Origin of the sequence: Gemmobacter aquatilis (assembly GCF_900110025.1) — a bacterium.
Classification (GTDB): domain Bacteria; phylum Pseudomonadota; class Alphaproteobacteria; order Rhodobacterales; family Rhodobacteraceae; genus Gemmobacter; species Gemmobacter aquatilis.
In genome coordinates this window covers 478,442-492,739 of the sequence record NZ_FOCE01000001.1, presented here as the reverse complement: position 1 = coordinate 492,739, position 14,298 = coordinate 478,442, and the positions used below count along the sequence as shown (strand labels likewise).

The following is a 14,298-nucleotide window of genomic DNA, read 5'->3' as shown; positions in this document are numbered from 1 at the left end:
GTGCAATGTGGTGATGACCGTGTGCAAATTTTGGCGAGGCACTAGGCTTTTCTCATCAATAAGAAGCCAGCCTTCAAGGTGGAAGCTCTAAGCTGAACTTTTGTTAGCCTAAATGAGGGTTTGCTTGAACGGGTATTTTCGGTAGACACCAAATATGTCAAGTGCCATTTCTTCACAGTCAGCGAGAAGGCAGTTTGTAACTATTTCGAACTGTTCTCCAGAGAAATCCACAACGTTACCAACATCAAAAAAATCAAATACTTCTAGTTGCTTCCGAAGTTTCCTATCCCCATGGGCACATGCATTTCGAAGATTTCGAAGGTCTCCCCAAACTGGTCGAGTAATTTTGGTTCTCTCGCGATTCATATATTTGGCTATGGCGTTTCTCGCCACATGCTCCCAACTCTCAAAAATGCAGATAATCGCAGCGCTTCGAGCCCAAACAATATTCGGGCCTTCGCGAGAGATGTTGAAAACGTATTGAGACTTTGTGATGTGATGGCTGGTTACAGATTCACCAACTGTCGGATCTCCAGTACCAAAAAATACAAGCCCGTTAGGGTCATAGGGAATATTTTTCGTTTCAAGATCGTTGCGCGCGATGACTAGTAGGCTATCGAACTCGACTACCTTCCCATAATGATACCGGATACTATCTACTAGATTATCAATTATTGTTACTTCCCGTGGAAAGCTCATCCTTCAGCCATCTCCTTAATTTTCGTTTGAGGTAATGAAATAAATGACTCCGTTGAGGGCGGCGTGCGGCTCTTGGCGGAGTTGATGAGCGCGGCCTAGCATAATATACTTCAATGTACATTTTGTGTCCGCCGTATCAATGTAGTGCAGTGCATAGTTTCTAGCATAGAAAGTGTCCACCTTCCCGCCTCACACCCGCTTCAACCGATCCCCCACCCGCATCACCCCGTCCTGCTCCACCGAGCACAAGATCCCGCGCAGGCGGAGTTCCGGGTGGCCGGGCAGGGTGACCCAGTCCTTGGCCTCGGTGCCGTAGCGGACCTTCCATTTCACGCAGGCGTCGTTGAACAGGTCGCTGACGCGCAGCAGGGCGGTGCCGGCTTGCAGCAGGGTGCCGACGGGCAGGTTTTCTTCGGTGGTGTTCAGGTCGGCGATGATCGTGTCGCCGGGGTGCGGGGTGGCCGCGCGGTCGCGCCAGACCAGATCCATCACCCGCAGCGGCAGGATCGAGATCTGGATGCGCGGGTCGCCCGATCCGTCGGGCAGGCGGGCCCAAGGGGCGGTTTCGAACCGTTCGCCGGGGATGCCGCGGGCGCGGGTGGCGGTCAGGCTGTCGGGGAAGCTGCGCTGGTTATAGCCGGGGCGGAAGCAGAGTTGCAGGATGGGCGTATCGTCGCGCGGGGCGGCGAGGACATGGGGCAGGGCGGCCATCAGCTCGGCCATCGAAACATGCGTCACAGGATCACCATCAGCAGGGTCAGGGCCAGCATCAGCCCCCATGTGCGCCAAAGCGCGGTGCAGGCGGCCTCGATCGTGGCGGGGCCGGGGGTGCGGGTGCCCTCGGGGTAAACCCAGGGGAAGGGGCGCAGTTCGCCGTTGTAGCTGCGCGGGCCGGACAGGGCGGTGCCCAGCACCACGGCCATGGCCGCTTCGGGCCAGCCAGCATTGGGCGAGCGGTGCAGCGGCGCATCGCGCAGGATCGGGCGCCACGCATCGGGGCGCCAGTGGCTGAGCGCGATCAGCAGGGCGGTAAGGCGGGCGGGGGCGAGGTTCAGCAGGTCGTCGAACCGGGCGGCGGCCCAGCCGAATTGCTCGTACCGCGGGGTGCGGTGGCCGATCATGCTGTCGGCGGTGTTGGTGATCTTGTAGAGCAGCAGGCCGGGCAGCCCGCCGATCAGATACCAGAACAGCGGCGCCACCACCCCGTCTGACAGGTTTTCGGCGGCGCTTTCGATGGCGGCGCGGGCGACGGCGGGTTCGTCCATATCGGCGGTGTCGCGGCCGACGATGCGGGCAACCATGCGGCGGCCTTCGGGCAGCGACATGCGCAGGGCCTGCGCCACGGCGGCGACATGCTGGACGAGGCTTTTTTGCGCCAGCAGGATCGCGGTCAGCAGGATTTCCAGCAGGCCGCCGTCAGGGATCGCATGGATCGCCCAGCCCAGCGCAAGGGCGGCAAGGCCGAGGCCGGTCATCGCCAGCGCCCCTTTGGCGCGGCGGGCGGTGCCCCGGTTCAGCCGGGTTTCCACGGCGGCGATGGCACGGCCCATCAGCACGGCGGGGTGGGGCAGGCGATCCCACAGCCATTTCGGTTCGCCCAGTGCCGCATCCAGCAGCATGGCGGGGAGGAGGAGGGCCGCGCTCATGCGAGGGTTCCCAGGGCGGTGGTCAGGCGGTCCCAGCCCTGCGCGGGCGGCAGGCCAAGGCGCAGCCAGCGGGTGGAATAGGGGAAGGTGCGGCTCCAGATCCGGTGGCGGGCGAGGGCGTCTTGCCAAAGGGCGGCGTCGCCCACGTCATAAAGGCGGAACAGGGTTGTGCCGCCGACAAGGGTTGCGCCCTGCGCGGTGACCAGCGCGTCCAGCCGGGCGGCATCGCGGGCAAGGCGGCTGCGGGTGGCGTCGGCCCAGCCGGGATCGGACAGGGCGGCGGTGCCGGTGACAAGCGCGGGGCCAGAGACGGACCACGGCCCCAGCAGATCGGACAGGTGGCCGGTCGGGCCGGTCAGCGTGGCGCGGGTGCCCATGGCAAAACCCAGCCGCAACCCGGCAAGGCCCCAGAACTTGCCGAAGCTTTTCAGCACGATCACGCCATCGGTGGCGCTGCGGGCGATCTGGCTCGCTTCGGGTGTCACATCACAGAAGCTTTCGTCGATTATGGTCAGCCGTTCGCCCGCTGTGGTGTGGGGCCACAGGCGGCCATCGGGATTGTTGGGATGCACGATCACGCGCACGGGGGCGGGGCCTTCGGTCTGCACCGCAAGGCCCGCATGGCGGAAGGCGCGGGCATGTTCGTTATAGGTCGGGCCTTCGATCAGGGCCGGGGCGGGGCACAGGGCAGGCAGACGGGCGATCAGGGCCGAAGCCCCGGCGGCGGGCACGATCTCGGCCCCGTCGGGCACCTGCCAGAAGCGGCGCGCGGCGGTCAGCAGGGCGTCGCGGGCGGCGGCATCGGGCAGCGCGGCCCAGCAGTCGGGCGGCAGCGGCGGCAGGGGGTAGGGGTCTGGGTTGATGCCGGTCGAAAGATCGATCCAGGCGCCGCGCGGGCCACCCCAGCGGGCGGCGGCGGCGTCGATCCCGCCGCCATGATCGGGAGTGTTGTCTGCGGTCATCGGCCCCTCTTGCGCTGTGGGTCAGAGATTGCCGATTTGCCGGGCGAAGGCAACAGAGCGGGGCGCGCGGCCTTGGTGCAACAGGGGGGCGCCCTTTGCGCAACAATGGCGGTTTTGCACGGAATCTGTCGGCTGTTGCCTTGAAATAACCTGCACTTGGGCGAGACTGAAACGGGGAGGATACGGATATGCTGGAATTTCTGCCGAAGGAATTGCGCGAGGGGTTCGACCTTGCGCGGGCGCGCAAGGCGCGGCGCAGCCGGTTGCGGGTGCAGGTCGGCGAGGCGGTGTTTCCGGTGCTGCGGCTGACCGAGAATGAGATCCTGCTGGAGGCCGGAATGGCGCCGCGCCTGCGGGGGCTTGTCGATGTCTATGATGGCGCGCGGCATATCCTGCAGGCGCTGATCATCGCCACGACCGAGGAAAACGGGCGGCTGGTCTGCAGCTTCAAACGCTCGAACACGGTGCGCGATTCGGCACCGCTGGATTATGAGCGCGACGAGGATGCGCCGGTGGGCTATCTGCCCAAAGCCTAGGGGCGGATCTCGACCGTGGTGCCCAGCGCCACGGCGGACCAGAGTTCCTCGATTTCGGGGTTGCTGACGGCGATGCAGCCTGCCGTCCAGTCATGGCGCAGCGGGGCTTTGCCGAACAGGACATTGGGCTGGCCGTGGATGAAGATGTCGCCGCCGGGGCTGTAGCCGCCGGCGCGGGCGCGGGTGATGTGGGTAGGCTGCGGGTAATCGAGGCCCAGCGACAGGTGATAGGCGCTGCTGTCATTGCGCCGGTCGATGCGGAAGCGGCCCTCGGGGGTGCGCCCGTCGCCCTGGCGCTGCTTGTCACCCTGCGGCGCGAAGCCCAGCGCGATGCGATAGGTTTTCAGCGCGGTGCCGTCACGGAACACGGTCATGCGACGGGCGGCTTTTTCGACAAGGATGTGGTCCACCGGGCCGATCAGGGCGGTGATCGGCGGCGGGCTGGGCGGTAGGGCAGGCTGTGGGCGCGGCCAGATCAGCACCGCCACCGCCGCCAGCAAGGCCAGCAGGGTAAGGGCTGAAAAGAGCCGCGCCAGTCTTCTCATCGCAGCGTTTTCATTGCAGGTCGGCGAAGGCTTTCTGCAGCCGCGCCACCGCCTCGACCACCAGCGCGCGCGGGGTGGCGAGGTTGAAGCGCAGATACATCTCGCCGCCCGAACCGAAGCTGATGCCATGATTGGCGGCGATCTGCGCCTGTTGTTCGACGCGGGCGATGAATTCGGCAGGCTCCATCCCGGTGCCCGAGAAATCGACCCAGGCCAGATAGGTCGCCTCCAGCGGCATGGAACGCAGGCCGGGGATGGCGTTCACGCCCGCATCGAAAACCTGCCGGTTGCCATCCAGATAGGTCATCAGCACGTCCACCCAGGCGGCGCCTTCGGGCGAATAGGCGGCGGTCGCCATGAACAGGCCAAAGGAATTGGCCGAGATGCCCATCGCGTTCATCCGGGCGGCAAAGCGGGCGCGCAAAGCCGCGTCCGGGATGATGACATTGCCGGAGTGGCTGCCCGCGATGTTGAAGGTCTTGGTGGTGGCGGTCATCATCACCAGCCGGTCGAGGATCTCGGGCGCGGCCAGCGGCATGACGGTGTGCTTGGCGCCGGGATAGACCAGATCATGGTGAATCTCGTCCGAGACAAGGATCAGGTCGTGGCGGCGGCAGAAATCGGCCACGGCGCGCAGTTCCTCCACCGTCCAGACCCGGCCACCGGGGTTGTGGGGCGAACACAGGATCATCATCCGCTCCGCCCCGGTCATCCGGGCCTCCCATGCGGCGAGATCCAGCGTGTAGCGGCCATTCTCGACGGCAAGCGGACATTCGACGACATTGCGCCCGGCGGCTTTGATGACGCGGGCGAAGGCGTGATAGACCGGGGTCATCAGCACCACGCCGTCGCCGGGCTGGGTGAAGGTATCGACGCACATGGCGGTGCCGTTGACAAGGCCATGGGTGGTGAAGATCGCCTCGCGCGGCACGTCCCAGCCGTGACGGGTGGCCATCCACCAGCGGATCGCGTCAAGATAGGCGGTATCGTCGCCGTAATAGCCATAAAGGCCATGGGCGGCCATGCCCTCCACCGCCTGTTGCACGCAGGCCGGCGGGCGGAAATCCATGTCGGCCACCCACATGGCGATGCCGGTCTGGGCGGGCACGCCATAGGTTTTCTCCATCATGTCCCATTTCACCGAATGGGTGCCGAAACGGTTGATCTGTTCGTCGAAATTCATGGCTCTGATCCCTGTTCGCGGCGAGCCTAGCGCATGGGCGCGTGGCTGCAAGTGAGGGCGGCAGGGTAGGGGGAGGACGGGGAATTGCCAAGAATGGGCGGTATGTCGGGATAATGTGAGCGTTCAACTGTTGCATGGTGGGATAAATTCTTTTTATTTATGAAATTACTGTGAATTAATCCCGAATGTCTGCCATCGGCGGGCCGCAGCCTTGGCAGCTGTCTTGCCCGCGGGCAAGGATTGCGCCACGGGCCGGCTTTCAGTAAATCAGGCGCATGATACGCCCGATCCTGATCCATCCCGACCCGCGCCTGCGCAAAGCCTGCGAGCCGATTGCCTCGATCTCGACCGAGATGGGCAAGCTGGCCGAGGATATGCTGGAAACCATGTATGACGCGCCGGGCGTGGGCCTTGCCGCGCCGCAGATCGGCATCACCAAACGGCTGATCGTGCTGGATTGCGAAAAGGCGCCCCATGCGCCGCGCCCGCTGGTGATGTTCAACCCGGAGATCACCTGGTCTTCCGAGGATCTGTCGATCTACGAGGAAGGCTGCCTGTCGATCCCCGATCAATATGCCGAGGTCGAACGCCCCGCCGAAGTGCGCGCGCGCTGGATCGGGCTGGACGGGAAAGTGCAGGAGGAGCAGTTTTCCGGCCTTTGGGCGACCTGCGTGCAGCACGAGATCGACCACCTGAACGGCAAGCTGTTCATTGATTTTCTGGGCCCGCTGAAGCGGCAGATGATCACCCGGAAGATGGAAAAGCTGAAGCGCGAACGCGCGCGGCAGGGCTGAATGGCACTTTTGCCGATTCTCACCTGGCCGGACGGGCGGCTGTCGCAGCGCTGTGCCGAGGTGGGCGAGATCACCGAGGCGGTGGGCGTGCTGGCTGCCGACCTGCTGGAGACGATGTATGACGCGCCGGGCCGGGGGCTGGCAGCACCACAGGTGGGCGTGTTGCTGCGCCTGTTCGTGATGGATACGACCTGGAAGGACGGGCCGCGCAGCCCGCGCGTGGTGATCAACCCGGATATCCTGTGGATGTCGGACGACCGGGTGGAGGGGCCGGAGGGCTGTCTGTCGCTGCCCGGCATCGTGCCGCAGATCCGCCGCGCCGCCGCGATCCGGCTGCGCTATACCGGGCTGGACGGGGTGGAACGCGAGGAGGATCTGGAAGGGTTCGCCGCGATCTGCGCCCAGCATGAATTCGATCACCTTGACGGGATCGTGACCCTGAACCGCCTGACGCCCGAAGCGCGGGCCATTGCCGAAAAGCAGTATTACCTGTGACCGTCCGCCGCTGCCTGCCCTGGCCCGACAAGCGCCTGAAAACCCCCGCCGCCCCGGTGGAAGCGATCACCGACGAAATCCGCGCGATCTGGGCCGATATGGTGGACACCATGGATGCGATGCCGGGCTATGGCCTTGGCGCGCCGCAGATCGGGGTGATGTTGCGGCTGGCGGTGGTCGATTGTTCCGATGAGCGCGGCAAGGCGGTGCTGATGGCCAACCCCGAGGTGCTGCACGCCTCGGTGCAGTTCCGCGAGCATGAGGAGGCGAGCCCCAACCTGCCCGGCGTTTCTGCCGTGATTTCGCGCCCGCGCGCGGTGACGGTGCGGTTTCTGAATGCCGATGGCGAGATGGAGGAGCGGGATTTCGTAAACCTCTGGGCGACCTCGGTGCAGCACCAGATCGACCATCTGAACGGCAAGCTGTTTTTCGACCATCTGCGGCCGGTCAAGCGCAAGATGCTGATCGCCAAGGCGGAAAAGCTGAAGGCGCGCGGATGAAAGTGATCTTCATGGGCACGCCGGACTTCTCGGTTCCGGTGCTGGAGGCTTTGGTGCAAGCCCATGAGGTGGTCTGCGTCTATGCACAGCCGCCGCGCCCGGCGGGGCGGGGCAAGAAAGACCGCCCCTCGCCAGTGCAGGCGCGGGCCGAGGCGCTGGGCATCCCGGTGCGCCATCCGGTCAGCCTGAAGGGCGCCGAGGCGCAGGCGGAATTTGCAGCACTGGGCGCGGATGTGGCGGTGGTGGTGGCTTACGGGCTGATCCTGCCGCAGGCGGTGCTGGATGCGCCGCGTCTGGGCTGCCTGAACATCCACGCCTCGCTGTTGCCGCGCTGGCGCGGGGCGGCGCCGATCCATCGGGCGATTCTGGCGGGCGATGCGCAGACCGGCATCTGCATCATGCAGATGGAAGCGGGGCTGGATACCGGCCCGGTGCTGCTGCGCGAAGCGGTGACGATCGGCACGGAAGAAACCACCGGGCAGTTGCATGACCGGCTGAGCGTGCTGGGCGCACGGATGATCGGCGAAGCGCTGGCGCGGTTGCCCGATCTGGTGCCCGACGTGCAGGCAGCCGAGGGCGTGACCTATGCCGCCAAGATCGACAAGGCCGAGGCGCGGGTCGATTGGGCGCGCCCGGCGGTCGAGGTGGATCGGCTGATCCGCGGGCTGTCGCCCTTTCCCGGGGCGTGGTGCAGCGTGGCGGGCGAGCGGGTGAAGCTGCTGGCCTCACGCCTTGCCGATGGCGCCGGCGCGCCGGGGCAGGTGCTGGGCGGGCTGGTGGTGGCCTGTGGCAGCGGCGCGGTGGAGATCACGCTGGCGCAGCGCGAAGGCAAACGCGCCATGGCGCCTGCGGATTTCCTGCGCGGTTTTTCCCTGCCGCCGCAACTGGACTGATCGCCCCGCGCCCCCCATATTGGGCAGAACAGTGGAGGCGACATGACCCGGTTCCTGCTTATCCTGATCATCGGCGCGATTGCGGGGTTTCTGGCCACGCGGTTCATGCGGGTGCAGACCAGTGTCGGGGTGACGGTGCTGATCGGTATGGCCGGGGCGTCCATCGCGTGGTTCGTGCTGCGCTTCGTGATGCTGCTGACGCGATCCGGCTTTTTGCTGGTGGGGGCGGTGCTGGGGGCGATGGCCTTGATCTGGCTGTGGAAAACCTTCCTCAATCGCTAAGCCGCTTGACCGCATCCTTCAGGCGGAACCCCTTGCCACCCGCGATCTGCCACAGCATCTGCCCTTGCCAGACGGCAAACAGCAGCGCCGCCGTCTCGCGCCCCTTGCTGCCGCCGCCCAGTCGGATTGCCAGCGCGGTTTCCACCCGATCGCGCCAGGCGGCGGCCCGGGCGCGCAGGGTGGGGTTGCGGAAATCGATGGCCAGCAGCGTCAGATCCGCGGTTTCCGGCGCATCGGCGCCCAAGGCTTTCAGCAGCGCCTGCGCGCCTTTGCTGTTCAGGGGGGCATCGGCCTCGGCGCGCTCGGTCATCGCGTCCAGCGCATCCCATGCCGCCTCCAGCGCCGCCTGCACCATGTCGTCGCGGCTGCCATAGCGCTGCACCAGCGAAGGCGGCGCAAGGCCCGTGGCCTTCGCAACGGTCGAAAAGGACACGTTCTTGTCGCCACCCTGCGCCAGAAGCAGGCGCACCGTGGCGAAAACGTCGAGATCCGGGATGATTTTCTTGCGGGCCATATGTTAATAATAAACGAACATTCGGTTATGAAAAGGCAAATATGGGCGCGATTCGCGGCATGATGGCGACAAGCCTTGACGGCTTCGCGGCGGATGCTTCCGGCGGGGTCGGCTGGCTGGCCCCGTTTGAGGCGGTCGATTGGGGCTATGGCGATTTCATCGCCGAAATCGGCACGGTGGTTCTGGGGCGGCGCACCTATGAACAACTGCCGTCCCTTGCGCCAGAATGGCCCTATCCGGGGCAGGCGGGCATCGTGGTCGGGCAGGTCAGCCCGCCGCTGTGGGGTGGGGCGTCACGGTGGGAGGGCGATCTTCCGGCGCTGGCGCAGGTGCTGCGGGCGCAGCCGAAGGATGCCTGGATCGTGGGCGGGCCGATGCTGCAAGGCGCCTTCCTGACGCTGGGCCTGATGGACCGGCTGCAGCTTTGCGTGGTGCCGCATCTGTTGGGGCAGGGGGTGCGGCTGTTCCCCGAAACGCCCCCCGCCCGCGTCCCGCAACTGACCGGGGTGCAGACGCTGCCGATGGGCATGGTGATGCTGGATTACCGCTTTACCTGAGCCAGTCTTTACCTGAGGCCATCGCGCGGCGGGCGTGGGCGATAGACCGGCAACCGCCAGCCAAAGGCGATGGAGCCTGCGCGCAGCACGAAGGTCACCACGGCGCAGGCGATCAGCGCGCCGTCGCGGCCCAGCCCGGCCAGCACAACGGCGGCCAGCGCCCCGGCAAAGGCGGCGGTGACATAGATCTCGCCCTGTTTCAGCACCAGCGGCACCTCGTTGCAGACGACATCGCGCATCAGCCCGCCCATGCAGCCGGTGATCATCCCCATGACCAGCACCACCGGCCAGCCAACCTCGGCCCCCAGCGCCACGCCCACACCGGCTGGCACCGCCACCGCCAGCGCGCAGGCATCCAGCCACAGCAGCGCGCGATAGCGGCTTTCCAGCCGGTGCGCGGCAAAGAACACCAGCACCGCCGCCGCCGCCGCCACCGCGATCACCACCGGATCGGTCACCCAGAACGGCGCGCGGTCCAGCATCACATCGCGCAGCGTGCCGCCGCCCACGGCGGTCAGGCAGGCGATGAAGATGAAGCCCACCAGATCCAGTTGCGCCCGGCTGGCCACCAGCGCGCCGGTCAGCGCAAACACCGCGACCGAGGCATAGTCGAGCGCGGAAAGCAGCGTCATGCCGGGCTCTTTTTCGGCTTGAACGGCGCCATGCCCGCCCGGGCCAGTTCGTCGGCGCGTTCGTTCTCGGCATGGCCGGCATGGCCCTTGATCCATTTCCACGTCACCTTGTGACGCGCCTGCGCTTCGTCCAGGCGCTGCCACAGATCGACATTCTTCACCGGTTTGCGGTCGGCGGTTTTCCAGCCATTGCGCTTCCAGCCGAAGATCCAGCTTGTGACGCCGTTCTTCACATAGGCGCTGTCGGTGACGATGGTCAGCTCGGACGGGCGGTTCAGCGCTTCCAGCGCGGAAATCGCCGCCAGCAATTCCATGCGGTTGTTGGTGGTATCGGCCTCGCCACCGTTCAGCGTGCGTTCCTTCACCACCGCACCGGCCTCGCGCGCCAGCATCAGCACGCCCCAGCCACCCGGCCCCGGATTGCCGGAACAGGCCCCATCGGTATACGCGAAAAGCTCTGCCATATTCACCCTGGTCCAAATACTCTCGGGGGGAGTCGCCGTCAGGCGACGGGGGGCAGACAGCCCCCCTACATCGGCCCCCATTAGCGTGCCCCGCGGGCCGATGCCAGCACCCGCAGCGCTCAGGCCGCGCGCTCCATTGCCAACCGCAGCCCCAGCGCCGCGAAAGAGGCGGCGAAGGCCCGGCGCATCCAGCGCATCACCGAGGGGCTGTCGAGCAGCATCTGCCGCCCCGAGGCGGCAAGCCCGGCATAGAACAGGAAGGTCAGCAGCGTCATCGCCGAAAACCCGGCGCCGAGTTCGGCCATCTGCGCCAGCGTCGCGCCTTCGGCGGGCAGGAATTGCGGCAGGAAGGCCACGAAGAACAGTGGCAGCTTGGGGTTGAGGATGTTGAGCAGGATGCCGCGCCAGATCACCCGCAGCGCCGGGGCGGGGGCGGCAGGCGCGATGTCCATCCCGCCCGACCCTTGCAGCACGGCCCAGGCCATCCACAAAAGATAGGCGACCCCGGCGAATTTCACCGCCTGAAACAGCAATGCGCTGGTCAGCAGCAGCGCCGCCAGCCCGGCCAGCGCCACCGCCAGATGCAGCACCGTGGCCAATGTGCAGCCGATCGCGGCCCAGACCCCGGCGCGCCAGCCGCCGCCCAGCGTCATCGACAGGGTATAGATCACGCCGATTCCGGGCGTGATGCAGACAATAAACGCGGTCAGCAGGAATTCGGGCGACATGGCACCTCCATCAGGTTGCGGACAGATTAGACGGCCCGCGCGATCCGGCAAGCCCCGCTGTCAGGCCAGATCGCAGATCATCGTCGTGGTGGCGGCAAAGCCGAAGGCGTGGCGCAGCACGCCCATCTCGTCGCGCCGGGTCACGCGAAAGCCCTGGCGTTCATACAGCGCACGGGCGCGCAGATTGGTGTCGACCACCTCCAGCCGCACCGCGCCATAGCCGCGCGCCCGGGCCACATCGCACAGCCCGCCCAGCAGCGCCGCGCCGACGCCTTGCCCGCGATGGGGGCGGGCGACGCAGATCCCGTCCACCAGAAAGCGCAGATTGTCCACCTCGCGGGTCAGCGCCATCAGCAGCGCCAGCCGCCAGACCGCGCCCGGCGTGCCATAGACCGCGCGCATGTCGTGCCAGCCGCCATCGGCAAAGCCGCCCAGCGGTGATTTGAACCCGGCCAGCCCGATCAACTGGCCATCTTGCAGCGCCGCCACCGCATGATCGCAGCGGATCACGCGGTTGAGGTAAGCCAGCGCTTTTGCCTCTGGTCCCATCACTCGGCCCAGCTTGCTGCCGAACGCCTCCCAATACAGCCGGGCGGCGGTGTCGCGCTGACGCTCGTCGATGCCAAGCTGGAGGGTGAAGGTCATGCGGCGGCCTCGCAGAGCAGGGCGCCATGGCCTGCGCCAAGGATCCAGCCTTCTTCGGCCTGCGCTTCGGGCGGCACATCGGCCAGCAGCGGGGCCAGCCGCCCGGCCTGCGCCAGCCGCCACAGTGCCCGCGCCAGCAGCCGCACCTGTGCGGCGTCCTTGATGCCGGGGGCGGCGCGCACCAGCGGGTCGAGCAGCGAGGGATAGACCTCGGCCAGCACCACCCGCGCGGGCGGCTGGAACGGCCAGACGCTGACCCCCGGCAGGGCGGCCAGCCTTGCGATGCGCGGCAGCCCCATCAGCGCCTGCGAGCCGACCGAGCCGGTGGTGTAAAGCTTCCAGACCGGCTGGGCGCGCGGCACGCGCTGTTCGATCAGGCGGCGTTCGGTCAGGCCAAGCGCGGGGTAGTTCACCGTTTTACGGGCGGGCAGATCGGGCAGCGCCAATGCGGCGGGGCGGCCCCAGAACGGCCCAGCCCCGAACTGGCGGTTGATCGCGGCGGCGACCGTGAAGCGGTTGTTGCGGTTGTCGGGCGCATCGGTGATCCGGTCTGCCAGCCAGTGCCAGATCGCAGGCGCACCGCTGTGTCCGGTCAGCCGGGCGGCAAAGCCCTGCGGATAGCCCATCGGGAAATCGAAGCCGATCAGCCAGCGCCCCGGCTGCGCGATCAGGGCGCGCAGCGCAGCCTCGGCACTGTCGCGGCTGCGGTGGTAGTATTCCGCCGCGCCCTCTGGTCCGCAGAGGCCGATCCAGATTGCATCAGGCGAAGGCCGCGCGGGCGACAGGGTTGAGGCGGCGGACCAATCGACCACCGCCACGCGGTCAAAGCTGGTCATCGCGCGAGCGCGGCTTCGGCGCGCGCCAGATCTTCGGGGGTGTTGAGGTTCAGGAACGGGTCGGGATCGCCGCCCGGAAACGGCGCTTCGGCGGCGGCATGGGTGGCGGCAAAGGCCATCACCTTGAACGCGCCCGCCGCCAGCGCGCTGCGCAGCGCCTCGCGCAGCGCCACGGGCCAGAGCGCGCAGGTCGGGTGCAGCCGGTCGCCACAGCGCGCCACCGCCAGCCCGCCATCGCCCGCCAGCCACAGGCGCGGCACCAGATCGCCGGGCAGGAAGGGCGTATCGACCGGAACCGACACCACCGCATCCGCCCCCAGCGGTGCCGCCCAATCCAGCGCGGCCAGCACACCGGCCAGCGGCCCGGCGCCCAGCGGATCGGCCAGCACCGGCAGGCCGGTGAAGCCCAGCCGCGCCGGATCGCCATTTGCCGACAGGGCCAGCCGTTCGACCTGCGGTTCCAGCCGGTCTTGCGCATGGGTGACCAGCGGTTGCCCCGCCAGACGCAGCAGCGCCTTGTCGACGCCGCCCATCCGCCGCCCCGCCCCGCCGCATAGCACCGTTCCGAATATCCGCACGCGGCCTCTCCGATTGCATCGCCCGAGGCAAAGGCCTAAGCCGTGTCATCCTCTCCGTAAAGCCGGAACCCGGAATGACCGCCCCCCCGCCTTCGCCAACGCCTTCGCTGCTGCGCGCTGCACTTTTGCGCGGTGTCTTCGTTTCTTTGCCGTTCCTGATCATCGTGGTGCCTTTCGGCGTTGTATTCGGTGTGGCTGCCGCTGCGGCGGGCATGGGATTGATCGAGACGATGGGCTTTTCTGTCATCGTCATCGCGGGGGCCGCGCAGTTCGCGGCGCTGCAACTGATCCAAGACGGGGCGCCGCTGTTCATCGTCATCCTGACCGCGCTGGCGGTCAATCTGCGCTTGGCGATGTATTCTGCCGCGCTGACGCCGCATCTGGGCGCAACACCGCCCACGGTGCGGGCCTGTCTGGCCTATTGTCTGATGGATCAGTCATTCGTGGCCAGCATGGTGGAGTATCAGCGCCGCCCCGCCAGCCCCCCGGCCGAGAAGGCTGCCTTCTTTTTCGGCGTGGCGCTGCCGCTCTGCCCGTTCTGGTATGTGGCGACCTGGCTGGGGGTGACCTTCGGCAAGGCGATTCCGCCGGAATACGCGCTGGATTTCGCGGTACCGATCTGTTTTCTGGCCACTGTCGCGCCGATGCTGCGCGGGCGGGCCAATCTGGCCGCCGCAGCCGTTTCGGTGGGGGTGACGCTGGCGCTGTGGTGGATGCCCTATTCCAGTGGCCTGCTTGTGGCGGGTGTGGCCGCGATGATGACCGGCGCCGCCGTGGAAACCCTGACCGAAAAGCGCAAGGTGGCGTGA

General features: G+C 66.7%; 21 protein-coding genes. 8 read left to right on the top strand and 13 right to left on the bottom strand.

The genetic code is table 11. The annotated features are described in order from the left end of the window. Positions 1 to 108 precede the first annotated feature (108 nt). From BMX43_RS19430 to BMX43_RS02490, 4 genes are all read right to left on the bottom strand, one after another. Positions 109 to 699, bottom strand: coding sequence for a hypothetical protein (locus BMX43_RS19430; RefSeq protein ID WP_139201513.1), 591 nt, complete (start codon positions 697 to 699; stop codon positions 109 to 111). A gap of 189 nt (positions 700 to 888) precedes the next feature. Continuing rightward, positions 889 to 1,422 carry an MOSC domain-containing protein gene (locus tag BMX43_RS02500; protein ID WP_425431771.1) on the bottom strand — a complete coding sequence of 178 codons (534 nt, stop codon included), beginning with the start codon at positions 1,420 to 1,422 and terminating at the stop codon, positions 889 to 891. Positions 1,423 to 1,433: 11 nt separating this feature from the next. Next, positions 1,434 to 2,345, bottom strand: a complete 912-nt coding sequence (gene cbiB, locus BMX43_RS02495) for an adenosylcobinamide-phosphate synthase CbiB (protein WP_091296277.1) — start codon at positions 2,343 to 2,345, stop codon at positions 1,434 to 1,436. After that, positions 2,342 to 3,307, bottom strand: coding sequence for an aminotransferase class I/II-fold pyridoxal phosphate-dependent enzyme (locus tag BMX43_RS02490; RefSeq protein ID WP_091296274.1), 966 nt, complete (start codon positions 3,305 to 3,307; stop codon positions 2,342 to 2,344). The genes cbiB and BMX43_RS02490 overlap by 4 nt, the downstream gene beginning before the upstream one ends. Before the next feature lie 188 nt (positions 3,308 to 3,495). Between BMX43_RS02490 and BMX43_RS02485 the strand changes: the two genes are divergently transcribed. Continuing rightward, a complete protein-coding gene (locus tag BMX43_RS02485) occupies positions 3,496 to 3,843 on the top strand; it encodes a hypothetical protein (protein WP_091296271.1) in 348 nt (115 codons plus the stop codon). Here the strand turns inward: BMX43_RS02485 and BMX43_RS02480 are convergent. After that, complete coding sequence (locus BMX43_RS02480; protein WP_091296268.1) at positions 3,840 to 4,388, bottom strand: L,D-transpeptidase family protein; 549 nt, start codon at positions 4,386 to 4,388, stop codon at positions 3,840 to 3,842. The two genes, BMX43_RS02485 and BMX43_RS02480, sit on opposite strands and share 4 nt — an antisense overlap. A gap of 10 nt (positions 4,389 to 4,398) precedes the next feature. Further along, the gene (locus tag BMX43_RS02475; RefSeq protein WP_091296265.1) at positions 4,399 to 5,571 is read right to left on the bottom strand and encodes a MalY/PatB family protein; all 1,173 of its coding nucleotides are present in this window, start codon (positions 5,569 to 5,571) and stop codon (positions 4,399 to 4,401) included. A 275-nt stretch (positions 5,572 to 5,846) separates the two neighbouring features. Between BMX43_RS02475 and def (BMX43_RS02470) the strand changes: the two genes are divergently transcribed. The 5 genes from def (BMX43_RS02470) to BMX43_RS02450 are packed head-to-tail and all read left to right on the top strand — an operon-like array spanning position 5,847 to position 8,535. After that, the gene (gene def / locus BMX43_RS02470; protein WP_091296262.1) at positions 5,847 to 6,365 is read left to right on the top strand and encodes a peptide deformylase; all 519 of its coding nucleotides are present in this window, start codon (positions 5,847 to 5,849) and stop codon (positions 6,363 to 6,365) included. After that, positions 6,366 to 6,860 (top strand): peptide deformylase, encoded by a 495-nt coding sequence (gene def / locus BMX43_RS02465; RefSeq protein WP_091296260.1) that lies wholly within the window; start codon positions 6,366 to 6,368, stop codon positions 6,858 to 6,860. Beyond that, positions 6,857 to 7,360 carry a peptide deformylase gene (gene def, locus BMX43_RS02460; RefSeq protein WP_091296257.1) on the top strand — a complete coding sequence of 168 codons (504 nt, stop codon included), beginning with the start codon at positions 6,857 to 6,859 and terminating at the stop codon, positions 7,358 to 7,360. The genes def (BMX43_RS02465) and def (BMX43_RS02460) overlap by 4 nt, the downstream gene beginning before the upstream one ends. Then, entirely contained in the window at positions 7,357 to 8,253 is an 897-nt protein-coding gene (gene fmt, locus BMX43_RS02455; RefSeq protein ID WP_091296254.1) for a methionyl-tRNA formyltransferase, read from the top strand. Before def (BMX43_RS02460) ends, fmt begins: the two co-directional genes overlap by 4 nt. Positions 8,254 to 8,295: 42 nt before the next feature. Next, positions 8,296 to 8,535: a GlsB/YeaQ/YmgE family stress response membrane protein gene (locus BMX43_RS02450; protein WP_091296250.1), complete on the top strand. Its 240-nt coding sequence runs from the start codon at positions 8,296 to 8,298 to the stop codon at positions 8,533 to 8,535. Here BMX43_RS02450 and BMX43_RS02445 read toward each other — a convergent pair. Continuing rightward, entirely contained in the window at positions 8,525 to 9,049 is a 525-nt protein-coding gene (locus BMX43_RS02445) for a TetR/AcrR family transcriptional regulator (RefSeq protein WP_091296247.1), read from the bottom strand. The genes BMX43_RS02450 and BMX43_RS02445 overlap by 11 nt on opposite strands. Positions 9,050 to 9,090: 41 nt before the next feature. On the opposite strand from BMX43_RS02445, the gene BMX43_RS02440 reads away from it, so the two are divergent. Continuing rightward, complete coding sequence (locus tag BMX43_RS02440) at positions 9,091 to 9,606, top strand: dihydrofolate reductase family protein (protein WP_091296244.1); 516 nt, start codon at positions 9,091 to 9,093, stop codon at positions 9,604 to 9,606. Between the two features lie 8 nt (positions 9,607 to 9,614). Here BMX43_RS02440 and BMX43_RS02435 read toward each other — a convergent pair whose 3' ends face one another. From BMX43_RS02435 to mobA, 6 genes are all read right to left on the bottom strand, one after another. After that, positions 9,615 to 10,238, bottom strand: coding sequence for a trimeric intracellular cation channel family protein (locus BMX43_RS02435; protein WP_091296242.1), 624 nt, complete (start codon positions 10,236 to 10,238; stop codon positions 9,615 to 9,617). Beyond that, positions 10,235 to 10,702, bottom strand: coding sequence for a ribonuclease HI (gene rnhA, locus BMX43_RS02430; RefSeq protein WP_091296239.1), 468 nt, complete (start codon positions 10,700 to 10,702; stop codon positions 10,235 to 10,237). Before rnhA ends, BMX43_RS02435 begins: the two co-directional genes overlap by 4 nt. Before the next feature lie 119 nt (positions 10,703 to 10,821). Beyond that, positions 10,822 to 11,430, bottom strand: coding sequence for a LysE family translocator (locus BMX43_RS02425; protein WP_091296236.1), 609 nt, complete (start codon positions 11,428 to 11,430; stop codon positions 10,822 to 10,824). 60 nt (positions 11,431 to 11,490) lie between these two features. Beyond that, positions 11,491 to 12,075 carry a GNAT family N-acetyltransferase gene (locus BMX43_RS02420; protein WP_091296233.1) on the bottom strand — a complete coding sequence of 195 codons (585 nt, stop codon included), beginning with the start codon at positions 12,073 to 12,075 and terminating at the stop codon, positions 11,491 to 11,493. After that, on the bottom strand, positions 12,072 to 12,911 hold the full coding sequence (locus BMX43_RS19695; RefSeq protein WP_091296230.1) for a hypothetical protein: 840 nt from the start codon (positions 12,909 to 12,911) through the stop codon (positions 12,072 to 12,074). The genes BMX43_RS02420 and BMX43_RS19695 overlap by 4 nt, the downstream gene beginning before the upstream one ends. Beyond that, positions 12,908 to 13,489, bottom strand: coding sequence for a molybdenum cofactor guanylyltransferase MobA (gene mobA / locus BMX43_RS02410; protein WP_091296228.1), 582 nt, complete (start codon positions 13,487 to 13,489; stop codon positions 12,908 to 12,910). Before mobA ends, BMX43_RS19695 begins: the two co-directional genes overlap by 4 nt. Before the next feature lie 74 nt (positions 13,490 to 13,563). Here mobA and BMX43_RS02405 point away from each other — a divergent pair, with 74 nt between their 5' ends. After that, a complete protein-coding gene (locus tag BMX43_RS02405) occupies positions 13,564 to 14,298 on the top strand; it encodes an AzlC family ABC transporter permease (protein WP_091296225.1) in 735 nt (244 codons plus the stop codon).

Bases quoted from the DNA above. Each gene is read 5' to 3' on its own strand.
- BMX43_RS19430 (WP_139201513.1), bottom strand. From the start codon at position 699: ATGAGCTTTCCACGGGAAGTAACAATAATTGATAATCTAGTAGATAGT.
- BMX43_RS02500 (WP_425431771.1), bottom strand. From the start codon at position 1,422: ATGGCCGAGCTGATGGCCGCCCTGCCCCATGTCCTCGCCGCCCCGCGC.
- cbiB (WP_091296277.1), bottom strand. From the start codon at position 2,345: ATGAGCGCGGCCCTCCTCCTCCCCGCCATGCTGCTGGATGCGGCACTG.
- BMX43_RS02490 (WP_091296274.1), bottom strand. From the start codon at position 3,307: ATGACCGCAGACAACACTCCCGATCATGGCGGCGGGATCGACGCCGCC.
- BMX43_RS02485 (WP_091296271.1), top strand. From the start codon at position 3,496: ATGCTGGAATTTCTGCCGAAGGAATTGCGCGAGGGGTTCGACCTTGCG.
- BMX43_RS02480 (WP_091296268.1), bottom strand. From the start codon at position 4,388: ATGAGAAGACTGGCGCGGCTCTTTTCAGCCCTTACCCTGCTGGCCTTG.
- BMX43_RS02475 (WP_091296265.1), bottom strand. From the start codon at position 5,571: ATGAATTTCGACGAACAGATCAACCGTTTCGGCACCCATTCGGTGAAA.
- def (WP_091296262.1), top strand. From the start codon at position 5,847: ATGATACGCCCGATCCTGATCCATCCCGACCCGCGCCTGCGCAAAGCC.
- def (WP_091296260.1), top strand. From the start codon at position 6,366: ATGGCACTTTTGCCGATTCTCACCTGGCCGGACGGGCGGCTGTCGCAG.
- fmt (WP_091296254.1), top strand. From the start codon at position 7,357: ATGAAAGTGATCTTCATGGGCACGCCGGACTTCTCGGTTCCGGTGCTG.
- BMX43_RS02450 (WP_091296250.1), top strand. From the start codon at position 8,296: ATGACCCGGTTCCTGCTTATCCTGATCATCGGCGCGATTGCGGGGTTT.
- BMX43_RS02445 (WP_091296247.1), bottom strand. From the start codon at position 9,049: ATGGCCCGCAAGAAAATCATCCCGGATCTCGACGTTTTCGCCACGGTG.
- BMX43_RS02440 (WP_091296244.1), top strand. From the start codon at position 9,091: ATGGGCGCGATTCGCGGCATGATGGCGACAAGCCTTGACGGCTTCGCG.
- BMX43_RS02435 (WP_091296242.1), bottom strand. From the start codon at position 10,238: ATGACGCTGCTTTCCGCGCTCGACTATGCCTCGGTCGCGGTGTTTGCG.
- rnhA (WP_091296239.1), bottom strand. From the start codon at position 10,702: ATGGCAGAGCTTTTCGCGTATACCGATGGGGCCTGTTCCGGCAATCCG.
- BMX43_RS02425 (WP_091296236.1), bottom strand. From the start codon at position 11,430: ATGTCGCCCGAATTCCTGCTGACCGCGTTTATTGTCTGCATCACGCCC.
- BMX43_RS02420 (WP_091296233.1), bottom strand. From the start codon at position 12,075: ATGACCTTCACCCTCCAGCTTGGCATCGACGAGCGTCAGCGCGACACC.
- BMX43_RS19695 (WP_091296230.1), bottom strand. From the start codon at position 12,911: ATGACCAGCTTTGACCGCGTGGCGGTGGTCGATTGGTCCGCCGCCTCA.
- BMX43_RS02405 (WP_091296225.1), top strand. From the start codon at position 13,564: ATGACCGCCCCCCCGCCTTCGCCAACGCCTTCGCTGCTGCGCGCTGCA.